The sequence below is a fragment of the Ruegeria sp. AL7 genome (assembly GCF_056536105.1).
On the sequence record NZ_JBQFJF010000001.1, the window covers coordinates 944,939 to 956,712 of the forward strand.

Here is an 11,774-nt window from a genome sequence, read left to right on the forward strand (position 1 = left end):
TATGACCTGCCCCAATTCCGTTTGAATTGAGGAGAGCCAAAAGATGGCAATCACAGCAGCAATGGTTAAAGAACTGCGCGACTCGACCGGCGCAGGCATGATGGACGCAAAAAAAGCGCTGACCGAAACCGGCGGCAACATGGACGACGCCGTTGACTGGCTGCGTACCAAAGGCCTGGCCAAAGCGGCCAAGAAATCAGGCCGTACCGCAGCAGAAGGTCTGGTTGCTGTTCACGTCAACGGTGGCAACGGTGTTGCTGTCGAAGTGAACTCGGAAACCGATTTCGTTGCGAAAAACGCTGAGTTCCAGGAAATGGTCAGCAAGATTGCAAACGCTGCTGAAGGTGTGGACGACATCGAAGCACTGCTGGCCGCTGATCTGGGCGGAAAAAGCGTTGCCGACACGCTGACCGACAAGATCGCCACCATTGGCGAAAACATGTCGGTGCGCCGCATGGCCAAACTGTCAGGTGAAACAGTTGTGTCTTATGTGCACAACGCTGCGACCAGCGGCATGGGCAAAATCGGTGTGCTGGTTGCACTGTCGGGTGGTGATGAAGCTATCGGCAAGCAGGTTGCGATGCACATCGCCGCTGTGAACCCGGCTGCCCTATCCGAGGCCGACATGGACCCGGCAATTGTCGAGAAGGAAAAGCAGGTTCAGATGGACATCGCCCGCGAATCCGGCAAGCCGGAGCAGGTGATCGAAAAGATGATCGAAGGTCGCATGAAAAAATTCGTCGCCGAATCGACATTGCTGAGCCAGCAATTCGTTGTGAACCCTGATCTGACCGTTGAAGCCGCTGCAAAAGAAGCCGGCGCAACCATCACCGGCTTTGTTCGCCTGGAAGTTGGCGAAGGCATCGTTGTGGAAAAAGAAGACTTCGCTGCCGAAGTCGCAAAAGCTGCTCAGGGCTAAAGAAAGGCTCCGACAGGGGCCTTGCTGAACAAAGTGAAAGGGTTACGCGTCGCGTAGCCCTTTTTTGTTGGTGGCACATCAGAGAATTGGCAAAGAAGTGAAGGATTGGAGGGCCCCGCATGATGGGGATGGTCGAGGCCCCCCAAAATTCCGACACAGGTACGCGGACGAATAGGCGCCCCCTTGTCAGAGTGATTGGAGAGCTTTGAAATCGCAAAGATCCAACCGAATGTTCCCTGGCTAAAGCCACCACTCACGGAACACTCTCACTTTGCAACTTTTAGGTTAGATTTGAAAAGTAGTGATTTCCTTACCTAGGGTAAACTGACGCGGGATGGCGTCATAAAAACACTCCTAAACTTCCATAATGAACATCTGATTATGCAAAGATGCCTTCAAAACAGCCTGAGCCGTCGTTTCAACCGACAACGCCTCACGGGCGAGTCGAAGATGCTTTTCGACAGTTGCCGCTGTCAGGCCCATCAGCAAGGCTATGTCCTGCGTGGTTTTTCCGTCACCAACCCATTGCAACGCCTCGCGCTGACGCTTTGTCAGGGCCCGGTTCGGTGGGTTGAAAGGCAATGTCAGGATCTTCAGATGCGCAACGTTGTTCATCAAAAGAATGTCTTCACCATGCTCTTGCCAGATCGCGTCAATGTCTTCCTGGCTCATCCCTTCCTTGGCGGATAGGGAAATCGCCCCTTTCGAGCGCACAGAGACCGAGTTGAAACTGATGGTGTAACCAGAAACGACGCCCATGGACTTGTTGAACTCGAAAACCTCACGCTCTTTATCGGTCATCGACCCGCGAGAATGCATGTCCAGCAACATTTTCCAGCTGGCGGCACCTTCATTGTCCAGCGCCCATTTCAACATGGGGGCGTGAAAATACAAACCGTCCTTGATGAAGCCATCCACATAGGCACGGTTATGGTTAGTCAGAATGACAAAGTCCTCTGGATCACCCAATGAGGTTGCCGTCCTGTATTGCGTGTGGCCGTAGATAAGACGATCGAACCCGAATTCCGCCATCTGTCGGCAATGCGCATCCCACAGGTCTTCCAGGGTCTTGGCATAGCTGACAAACCGCAGATATTCCCTGAGGGTCATGCCGTGCCACCTGCTTTCAAATGCGCGGCCAGCGCGTCCAGAGCAAGAACATAGCTTTGGGCGCCAAAGCCACAGATCTGACCCAGAGCAACAGGCGCAATATAGGACTTGTGACGGAATGCTTCCCTTGCATGGATGTTGGATAGGTGAACTTCGACAACCGGCAGTTCAACTGACGCGATGGCGTCCATCAGCGCAACCGACGTGTGTGTGAACGCCCCCGCATTGATCACAAGGCCATCCTGCACACCGCGTGCGCCGTGGATCGCATCAATTAACACACCCTCATGGTTGGATTGCAGATGCGAGACTTCAAGGCCAATGGACGCGCCATGGCGCTGGCACTCCTCCTCGATCATCTTCAGAGTGGTGCTGCCGTAAACCTCGGGCTGCCGTGTGCCAAGCAGGTTGAGGTTTGGGCCATTCAATACCAAAACGTTGTGCATGTCTTCACGATCCCCATTAATGGTACATAGACGCCTAAAGGTTGGGTTGTCTACCTGCCTTTGCCGGATCGAGTACAGTCGAAAAACCGGTGTACGAAGCGGGTCGCTGTTTTATTCCCGGCTTCAACTTTCCGCCATGGTGACAACGATTTTTCCCAGAACGGAACGTTGCGACAATTGTTCAAGCGCCTCGTGCGCGCGGGCAAGCGGGAACCGCGCGCTAATTCGCGGTTTGATTTTGCCGGCTGTGTAAAGATCGAACAGGTTCTTGACGTTGTCAGCATGGTCGATTGGGTCGCGGAAAACTGACGCGCCCCAAAACACACCAACGATCTGACATCCTTTCAAAAGGGCCAGATTCAAGGGAATCCGCGGAATGCCCGCTGGAAAACCGACGACAAGGTAACGACCTTTCCAGGCCATGCTGCGCAGGGACGGTTCGGCCAGCGTACCGCCAACAGCGTCGTAGACGATGTCTACGCCGTCAGGACCGGCAAGTTTCTTAACTTCGGCTGAGAAGGCTTTTTGTGCTTCCTTGTCCATGTCGCGCGGGTAAATCACCACGTCATCAGCGCCAATCTGGCGGCAGAATTCGGCCTTTTCCGGTGATGAAACGGCTGCGATCACCCTGGCACCCATGGCTTTGCCCAGTTCAATGGCGGCTGACCCCACACCTCCGGCGGCACCCAGTACCAACAGGGTTTCACCGGGTTGAATCTCCGCCCGATCCTTCAACGCGTGGTAGGACGTGCCGTAGGTGAAAATGAAACAGGCGGCATCTTCATAGGGCATCGCATCAGGAATTCGGATTGCAGTGTCCGCCTTGAGCGTGACATGGGTCGAAAACCCACCATGCCCGGTTAGGGCCAAAACACGGTCGCCTGGCTTAAATCCATTGACGCCTTCGCCCACAGCCAGAACTTCACCCGCAATTTCACCGCCCGGAGCAAAGGGCCGTGGCGGCTTCATCTGGTACAGATCGCGGATAATCAACGTGTCCGGAAAATTCACGCCCGCTGCTTTCACACCGATCAAAAGCTGACCTTTGCCCGGCTTCGGGTCGGGTAGGGTCGTAAGCTCCAGGGTTTCGGGACCGCCCGGTGCGACGCTGAGTAATGCTTGCATACCGCCTCTGTTCTGCCTGTACTTTGTGTCGAGGAAGTTTTGGTGCAGCATGGTTTTTTGTCAACGCTGCGGTCCAACGCCTGCCGCCACGGCAAGAGGAATGCAATTTGTATCACGATGAACCGGTGCCAAAGAAACTGAGGAGCACAAAATGACCCCCGACACCCTCTTTTCGCTTCACGGCAAAACCGCATTGGTAACAGGTGGGTCTACAGGTATTGGCCGCATGGCAGCCGAGGCGCTGGTACGGGCGGGTGCGCGCGTGCTCATTGCCTCAAGAAAAGGAGACGCCTGTGCCGAGGTCGCTGCAGAACTGAACGCGCTGGACGCGCCGGGCAGCGCCGAAGGCTTTGCCGGTGACATTGGCAGCGCAGCCGGTATAGGCAAGCTGGTCTCTGACATTCAGGAGCGTACGGACACACTGGACATCCTGATGAACAATTCGGGGGTGTCCTGGGGTGCCCCTATGGGGCAATTTCCCTACGATGCATGGGAAAAGGTCATGTCTGTCAACGTGACAGGGATATTCGAACTGACCCAGCGGCTTTTGCCAATGCTAATGAAATCAGGCACCGCCGAAGACCCGGCGCGCATTGTCAATGTGGGGTCAGTCATGGGTGAAGTCCCAATGGGCGATGGGGCCTACAGCTATTCGGCCTCAAAGGCTGCTGTTTTGCACCTGACCAAGGTCTTGGCCAAGGAACTTTCACCGCACCACATCACGGTTAACGCACTCGCTCCGGGGCCGTTTGTGTCGCGCATGACTGCCTTTGCGACAGCCGATGAAGATACCAGAGAACGGGTTGGCAAGTCTGTACCTCTGGGTCGCGTCGGACGGGACGAGGATATTGCAGGCTGTATGTTGTTCCTGTGCGGTCGCGGCGGCAGCTATGTGACAGGCGCAGTGATCCCGGTTTCGGGTGGGATCAACGTGGTGACCGCCGGAAACATCTTTGCCGAGGCCCTGTGACGGGAAGACAGCCAATGAAAACCGAAATCAAACTGGATCTGGCGGCGGTAGATGCGTATCTGAGCGCGCATCTTTCCGGCTACAACGGGCCATTGGAGGCGAGGAAATTTGATGTCGGGCAATCCAACCCGACGTTTGAGTTACGCACACCAGAGAAAGCCTATGTGCTGCGCCGAAAGCCCGCCGGCGTATTGCTGAAATCGGCACATGCCGTTGATCGCGAATTTCGGGTTCAAAGCGCCCTTGCCGGGAGCGAGGTTCCGGTGCCCAAGATGTATCTGCTGTGTGAAGACGACAACGTCATCGGCTCGGCCTTCTATGTGATGGAACGCTTGCAGGGCAGGGTGTTTCCGGACCCAACCCTGCCCAAAGAAAGCAACGAAACCCGCGCCGCCATCATTGACGAAATGAACAGGGTTCTTGCCCAATTGCACATGGTGGATATCGATGCCGTTGGCCTGTCTGACTATGGGCCGATTGGCAACTATTACGAGCGTCAGATCGCGCGCTGGACCAAGCAATACCGCGCGTCCGAGACCTCGGCCATTGCGGATATGGATGCGCTGGCTTCAGCGCTCGAGACCTCGGTACCGGCCGATGACGGGCAGCGCACGCTGGTGCATGGGGATTACCGCATCGACAACCTGATGTTTGCGCCGAACCGGGCGGAATGTATCGGGGTGCTGGATTGGGAACTGTCGACGATCGGTCACCCTTATGCGGATCTGGCCGCAGTAATCATGCAATGGCAGTTGCCGCCGGGAAAACAGGGTCGGGGGCTGGCGGGTGTGGATCGAAATAGTCTAGGCCTGCCCAGCGATGAGGCTTTCATCGCCCAATACTGCAGACGTCGAGGCCTGGATGGCATAGACAATTTCGGCTTTTATCTGGGCTTCAATTTCTTTCGCATGGCGGGCATTCTACAGGGTGTCTACAAACGCGCGCTGAATGGGAACGCGTCAGACCCCGACCACGCAAAGGCTTTTGGCGCATATGTTCCTATATTCGCCCAGCACGGCCTGAAAGCTCTTGAGTCCACATTAGAATGACGACCTATCAAGCTGTTTTTGTGTCACTATCTTGCCTTGAAAGCTCAACCTCAAGGTTTGGCAGGCTGTTCTTTCCAAAAAACAGCTCAGCCCCGGTGAACATGCTGGGAACCCCAAACACACCTCGCCGAACCGACGACTTGGTTATCTCTTTCAGTTTCAGTTTAACGTCGGGGCTCGCCATGGCTTCGCGAATTTTGCGAACGGGCAAGTCATTTTCATGCAGGATATCCGAAAGAACACCGATCTCGTCCGCCTTCTGACCATGTACCCATATTGCATCAAAAACCGCGTTTATATATCTGACTTCCCAAGGTTTTCCATTGGCAAAACACGCGCCGCGCATGGCAAGTTTTGTGTTGATCGGAAAATGCGGGCTCATATGAAAGCTCAACCCACGACGGCGGGCAAACCGGTGCAGATCATGCGTCAAATAGGCTGTCTTCTGTCGGTTTTCGGAATACGCCTGAAATGGGCTTTGGTTATGCGTCGCCTTGAACACCGCAGGCAGCAGGACAGGAACATAAGTAATGCTTGCGTCATAGCGCTCGGCAAGATCGGGGAGCATCTTATGGGCGAGAAACGCGTTCGGGCTGCAAAAATCGTAAATGAAGTCTATGGTCTGCGTCATGGGGTTCCTCCCTTTCGGTCCCTTGAAATCTTGTTCATTGAACTTCAGGCGAATCTGCGTCGAAATCAGTCTAGCATTCCATTGTGAGGCACGCTGATGAAGTCCGTTCACGAATTTCTCTGCAACACGCAACTTTTTGCTGCTATTTCAGGTCACAAGCTTAAACAGTCGCAGTTTAGAACCTCACGGAAGTTCCCAAATGTCCAACAGGCAATCCATGTTTGATCAAAACCGGCTAGATCGGCTGAGCCATTGGATGGAAAACTATGTTGAGCAGCGCAAATATGCCGGATCATCCTTTTTGCTGCGCCAAAAAGGGAATGAGGCCTTTTTTCATGCCTGTGGTCTCAGCAGCCTGGAGACTGGCCGGCCCTTCCAACGGGACACGTTGGTGCGCATTTATTCCATGACCAAACCGGTCACATCGGTCGCGTTGATGACATTGGTCGAACGCGGGCTTGTTCACCTGAACGTGCCTGTGTCTGAGTTTCTGCCTGAATTCAAAGATATGCACGCGCTGGTCCCGGGGGCGGAGAGACTGGATCAGACCGAGGCTGCACCGCCTCCCACTCTGCATCAGTTACTGACGCATACCAGTGGGCTAAGCTATCCGTTCAACTCCGGGCTTTTGCCCCAAGCGATGGATGAACAGGACCTTATTTTCAAACCTAATCAGGGACTTCTGGAACACCTTGTGCGCGATCTGGCAGGGCTGCCACTGGCGTTCCGACCCGGTGCTCGCTGGGAATACTCGGTCGGGATTGACGTGCTGGGTCGTGTGATCGAGTTGGTCTCGGGCCAGTCATTGGAGCAGTTCTTTCGAAGCGAAATCCTTGAGCCGCTGGACATGCGCGAAACAGGTTTTTCCGTACCCGCTGGGGCAGGGGATCGTTTCGCATCGCTTTACACCCCATTGGCTGGCGACGCGATGGCGCTGAATTCCGCGGATCACGGTAGCGAAAGCCTTAGACTGTTCGATTCCCACATAGAATCCCCGTTCGAAAACACGACGACCTTTTCCGGCGGTGGCGGTCTGATTTCGACAATCGATGATTATGCCAAATTCGCGGACATGCTTCGAAATCGGGGGGCCGGGAACGGGTACCGCATACTTGGCCCGAAAACCGTCGATTTCATGATGCGCAATCACCTTCCCGGGGACATTGCTTCAATGGGTCCGCAGAGTTTCGCAGAGCAACCGATGGAAGGAATGGGCTTTGGGCTAGCCGGTGCGGTTGTTCTGAATCCCGGTCTGGTAAGGGTTCCCGGCTCTATCGGGGATTTCAGCTGGGGTGGAATGGCGTCGACCTATTTCTGGATTGACTGGCAGAATGACCTGACGGCGATTTTCTTTACCCAACTGTCCCCCTCAAGTTCGTACCCATCCCGCGCCGAACTCAAGGCACTGGTTCATGCGGCCATGATTGAATGATTTCCTCTGTACTGATACCCGGTGCCGGACGACACAACTTGCGAGCAGACGATGACCGAAGCGGAACGTATCTTACTGGATCTTCTGGATATTGAACGGCTTGAGGTCGATCTGTTTCGCGGGACAGGGTCGGGCGGTGAAACGCCCACACGCATCTTTGGCGGACAGGTCATCGCGCAAGCGCTCGCTGCGGCGTATCGGACTGTTGAAGAGCGGTTGTGCCATTCGCTACACGCCTATTTCATTCGCCCGGGAGATCCAGAGAAACCCGTTATTTATCAAGTTGATCGCGCGCGAGACGGAGGTTCGTTCACAACCCGCCGTGTGGTTGCGATTCAGCATGGAAAGCAAATCCTGAACATGTCGGCATCCTTTCATGTCCGGGACGAAGGTTGGGACCATCAGCATCCGATGCCCGTCGTGAACGCACCGGAAGCGTACCCGTCCCGATCTGAATTGCGTAAAACATATGTTGAACGTGTTCCAGAAAGGTTACGAGGCGAATTGCTGCGCGAGCGCCCGATCGAGGTTCGGGAAGTCGATCACCTGGATCCATTCACACCGAAAGTCTCTGATGATCGAAACCAGACTTGGTTCCGTATGCCTGCAGCCGCTTCCGTTGACGCCAGAACACAGCACTTACTGCTGGCTTATGCGTCTGACATGAACCTGATGTCCTCTGGATTGCGGCCACACGGTCTGAGCTGGTTTAGCGGAGAGTTCAACGGCGCAAGTCTGGACCACGCGCTATGGTTTCACGCGCCGGTGAATTTTCAGAACTGGCATCTGTACGTGATGGATTCGCCGTGGACGGGGCAGGGACGCAGTTTTAACCGTGGATCGATCTATTCCGAGGACGGTACCCTTGTTGCATCTGTCGCACAGGAAGGATTGATGCGCAGAATTCGCGCACAACCTTAAGTATTGCCCATAAACCTTTGATTTAACTTCTGCATTCCGATAAGCCACCGATCGTAATCAGCCGCTTTGAATTGCAAATAATCAGCGACTTGTGGATGAGGCAGAACCAAAAACCGTTCATTTCGAATAGCTTGCACACAGGATTCAGCCACATCTCTGGGCTCAAGCATCCCATCAATCGAAGCTACTGAGATTTCATGGCCTTCGGTCATTTTCGAACGTACCGCCTGCGGACACAGGACCGAGACTTTCAATCCTTCAGCGCCATATGTCAGCGAAAGCCATTCGGCAAATCCTACAGCCGCGTGTTTGGTAACCCCATATGGGGCTGCACCAGGTTGGTTCAGCAAACCTGCCGCAGACGCAGTTATCATTATATATCCGCCGCCGCGACGAACCATGCGTGGAACCAGATGGCGAGCAGTCCAGACATGGGACATGACATTGATCTTCCAGATCCGATCCCAATCTTCGTCCGCAACATCGAGACCGCCAAGCGTCAGAATTCCGGCATTTGCGCAAAACAGGTCAATTGGACCGACAGTTTCTTCAACAAAATCAATCAGAGCCTTGATCTGCGCTTCGCTGGAAACGTCGCAGGGATACGCCTGACCACCAATTTGCTTTGCGACCAAATTTGCGCCAGCGATATCGACATCCGAGCAGATTACACGTGCACCTTCTTGGGAAAACCGTTCTGCAAGACCACGACCAATACCTTGGGCAGCGCCGGTGACAACGACAGTTTTGTTCTCAAGCTCCATGCGTATTCCGGGCAGGTTCGTTACAGTGTTATCAATGTGTTGGCTTGCGTTCTGTATTACAAGTATTGCATTATTACCATAATACAAATTACACGCTAATAGGAAATAACCGAGATATACTCAGATTCCATTGCAATCAGCCATCAGACCAATGCGATCAACACAGGTCTGATGCGAATTATCCCAACGCGTAACCGGCACCGCGGACTGTGCGAACCGGATCATCCCCGCCATGTTGCGTTAAGGCTTTGCGCAGTCGTCCAATGTGTACATCAACGGTACGCGTATCGACATAGATGTCGCGTCCCCAGACCCGATCCAGCAATTGTTCACGGCTCCAGACCCTGCCCGGCTTTTCCATGAACGTGCTAAGAAGCCGGAATTCGGTTGGACCCAGTTTCAAGGGCTTGCTGTCACGGCTGACCTTGTGGGTTTCCGAATCCAGAATGATGTCATCGTACTCCAGTCGCAAGCCAACAGTTGCCGGTCGGACGCGGCGCAGTTGTGTTCGGACACGCGCCATCAGTTCGACGATCGAATATGGTTTGACCACATAATCGTCGGCACCAGTTTCCAGCCCGCGAACCTTGTCTACCTCTTCTGATCGGGCCGACAGCATGATTATCGGGATCGAGCGTGTGTCCGGACGGCTTTTGAGCCGGCGGCAAACCTCAATCCCGCTTAGGTTGGGCATCATCCAGTCCAGAACAATGATATCCGGGCAGTCTTCGTCGACCAGCAGCATAGCTTCGTCACCGTTGGCCGCCTTTGAGACGCGAAAACCTTCGGCTTCAAGGTTGTAGGCCAGCACCTCGCGTTGGGCCAACTCATCCTCGACCACCAGAACCGTCGGTTGATCTGCGGACATCTCAAGCCTCTCCTACGCTGTTTGCGACGTTATATCGGCCTTGGGCCGAGCCTCGGTCGGGCGGTCGCCTGTAACCAGATACACCACCTGCTCGGCAATCGAGGTTACATGGTCGCCCATACGCTCGATGTTCTTGGCGATGAAATGCAGGTGCATACAGGCCGAAATATTGCGCGGATCTTCAGCCATGAAGGTCAGGAATTCGCGGAACAGGCCGTTATACATCTGGTCGACCTCTTCATCGCGGTTGATGACGTCGGTGGCCAGTTCCGCGTCGCGCTGAATATAGGCGTCCAACGCGTCGCGCAGCATACGTTCAACTTCGCGCGCCATGCGGCGTAAGGCAGCTGCGCTGCCGCTGATCTCGCCCGCATTGGCCAGAACGGTCGTACGCTTGGCGATGTTCTTCGCGTAATCGCCAATCCGCTCGAGATTACCGGATACTTTCAGGACCGAAAGAACCAGTCGCAGGTCACTGGCCGTGGGCGCGCGCAATGCAATCAGACGCGCGGTTTCCTCGTCGATCAGGTCTTCCAACGCGTCGATGGCCTTGTCACCTTGTCGTATTTCCTGGGCCAGCTCAACGTCACGGCTTTCAAGCGAGCGCGCCGCGCCCATGATAGCGGCCTCAACCAGACCGCCCATCTTCATGATATGCGCCTGGATTGTTTCGAGGTCGCGGTCAAAAGCAGATGCAATATGTTGTTCGCTCATTGTTTGATACCTGTGCTTAGCCGATACGGCCTGTAATGTAGCTTTCCGTGCGCGGATCGACCGGATTGGTAAAAATCTGACCGGTTTCACCGAATTCCACCAGATTACCCAGGTGGAAAAAGGCCGTTTTCTGACTGACGCGCGCGGCCTGCTGCATCGAGTGTGTGACGATCACAACCGAATATCGGGAACGCAATTCGTCGATCAACTCTTCGACCTGTGCGGTTGCAATCGGGTCCAGCGCCGAGCACGGCTCGTCCATCAACAGGACCTCCGGTTCGGTTGCCACGGCGCGCGCGATACACAAACGTTGCTGTTGCCCCCCTGACAAACCCGTGCCAGGCGCATCCAGACGGTCCTTGACCTCATCCCAGATTGCGCCTCGACGCAGGGATTTCTCAACGATCTCATCCAGTTCCGCCTTATTCTTGGCCAAGCCGTGGATGCGCGGACCATAGGCCACGTTGTCGTAGATCGACTTGGGGAACGGGTTCGGTTTTTGGAACACCATGCCGACTTTGGCGCGCAACTGAACGGGGTCGACCCGCTTGTCATAAATGTCTTCGCCGTCCAACAGGATATCACCTTCGACACGGCAGATATCGATGGTGTCGTTCATCCGGTTCAGACACCGCAGGAAGGTCGATTTTCCACAACCCGAAGGGCCGATAAAGGCCGTGACGGTCTTGTCTTCGATCTCAACACTCACGTCCTTGATGGCGTGGGTATCACCGTAATAAACCTGAACCTTCTTCGCGTTGATCTTGATGTCTTTGGAGTCCACGGTTCTCTCCACTCGTGTCATGTCGTTCATTATTGCCCCCA

Annotated in this window: 13 protein-coding genes; 5 read left to right on the forward strand and 8 right to left on the reverse strand. The window is 54.7% G+C overall.

Annotated features, from left to right (window positions below; all coding sequences use genetic code 11):
• Nucleotides 1–43 precede the first annotated feature (43 nt).
• A complete protein-coding gene (gene tsf, locus ACR3E2_RS04745) occupies nt 44–919 on the forward strand; it encodes a translation elongation factor Ts (RefSeq protein WP_480480953.1) in 876 nt (291 codons plus the stop codon).
• A 354-nt stretch (nt 920–1,273) separates the two neighbouring features.
• Here tsf and ACR3E2_RS04750 read toward each other — a convergent pair whose 3' ends face one another.
• The 3 genes from ACR3E2_RS04750 to ACR3E2_RS04760 form a co-directional block, all read right to left on the reverse strand.
• Entirely contained in the window at nt 1,274–2,029 is a 756-nt protein-coding gene (locus ACR3E2_RS04750) for an autoinducer binding domain-containing protein (RefSeq protein WP_480480951.1), read from the reverse strand.
• Nucleotides 2,026–2,475, reverse strand: a complete 450-nt coding sequence (gene aroQ / locus ACR3E2_RS04755; protein ID WP_480480949.1) for a type II 3-dehydroquinate dehydratase — start codon at nt 2,473–2,475, stop codon at nt 2,026–2,028. Before aroQ ends, ACR3E2_RS04750 begins: the two co-directional genes overlap by 4 nt.
• A 123-nt stretch (nt 2,476–2,598) precedes the next feature.
• Nucleotides 2,599–3,600: an NADPH:quinone oxidoreductase family protein gene (locus tag ACR3E2_RS04760; RefSeq protein ID WP_480480947.1), complete on the reverse strand. Its 1,002-nt coding sequence runs from the start codon at nt 3,598–3,600 to the stop codon at nt 2,599–2,601.
• A 151-nt stretch (nt 3,601–3,751) separates the two neighbouring features.
• Here ACR3E2_RS04760 and ACR3E2_RS04765 point away from each other — a divergent pair, with 151 nt between their 5' ends.
• Together ACR3E2_RS04765 and ACR3E2_RS04770 are read left to right on the forward strand one after the other, a co-directional pair.
• Entirely contained in the window at nt 3,752–4,570 is an 819-nt protein-coding gene (locus ACR3E2_RS04765) for an SDR family NAD(P)-dependent oxidoreductase (RefSeq protein ID WP_480480945.1), read from the forward strand.
• A gap of 14 nt (nt 4,571–4,584) precedes the next feature.
• Nucleotides 4,585–5,619 (forward strand): phosphotransferase family protein, encoded by a 1,035-nt coding sequence (locus ACR3E2_RS04770; protein ID WP_480480943.1) that lies wholly within the window; start codon nt 4,585–4,587, stop codon nt 5,617–5,619.
• 7 nt (nt 5,620–5,626) lie between these two features.
• Here ACR3E2_RS04770 and ACR3E2_RS04775 read toward each other — a convergent pair whose 3' ends face one another.
• Nucleotides 5,627–6,361: a DsbA family protein gene (locus ACR3E2_RS04775; RefSeq protein ID WP_480480941.1), complete on the reverse strand. Its 735-nt coding sequence runs from the start codon at nt 6,359–6,361 to the stop codon at nt 5,627–5,629.
• 145 nt (nt 6,362–6,506) lie between these two features.
• On the opposite strand from ACR3E2_RS04775, the gene ACR3E2_RS04780 reads away from it, so the two are divergent.
• Together ACR3E2_RS04780 and ACR3E2_RS04785 are read left to right on the forward strand one after the other, a co-directional pair.
• Nucleotides 6,507–7,682: a serine hydrolase domain-containing protein gene (locus tag ACR3E2_RS04780; RefSeq protein ID WP_480492692.1), complete on the forward strand. Its 1,176-nt coding sequence runs from the start codon at nt 6,507–6,509 to the stop codon at nt 7,680–7,682.
• Between the two features lie 51 nt (nt 7,683–7,733).
• Complete coding sequence (locus tag ACR3E2_RS04785; protein WP_480480937.1) at nt 7,734–8,603, forward strand: acyl-CoA thioesterase; 870 nt, start codon at nt 7,734–7,736, stop codon at nt 8,601–8,603.
• Here ACR3E2_RS04785 and ACR3E2_RS04790 read toward each other — a convergent pair.
• The 4 genes from ACR3E2_RS04790 to pstB all read right to left on the reverse strand — a co-directional run bounded on the left by ACR3E2_RS04790 (nt 8,600) and on the right by pstB (nt 11,763).
• Entirely contained in the window at nt 8,600–9,367 is a 768-nt protein-coding gene (locus tag ACR3E2_RS04790) for an SDR family oxidoreductase (protein WP_480481672.1), read from the reverse strand. The two genes, ACR3E2_RS04785 and ACR3E2_RS04790, sit on opposite strands and share 4 nt — an antisense overlap.
• Before the next feature lie 178 nt (nt 9,368–9,545).
• Nucleotides 9,546–10,235, reverse strand: coding sequence for a phosphate regulon transcriptional regulator PhoB (gene phoB, locus ACR3E2_RS04795; protein WP_480480935.1), 690 nt, complete (start codon nt 10,233–10,235; stop codon nt 9,546–9,548).
• A gap of 12 nt (nt 10,236–10,247) precedes the next feature.
• Nucleotides 10,248–10,949, reverse strand: a complete 702-nt coding sequence (gene phoU / locus ACR3E2_RS04800) for a phosphate signaling complex protein PhoU (RefSeq protein ID WP_480480933.1) — start codon at nt 10,947–10,949, stop codon at nt 10,248–10,250.
• Between the two features lie 16 nt (nt 10,950–10,965).
• On the reverse strand, nt 10,966–11,763 hold the full coding sequence (pstB, locus tag ACR3E2_RS04805; protein WP_480480931.1) for a phosphate ABC transporter ATP-binding protein PstB: 798 nt from the start codon (nt 11,761–11,763) through the stop codon (nt 10,966–10,968).
• Nucleotides 11,764–11,774: the final 11 nt, after the last annotated feature.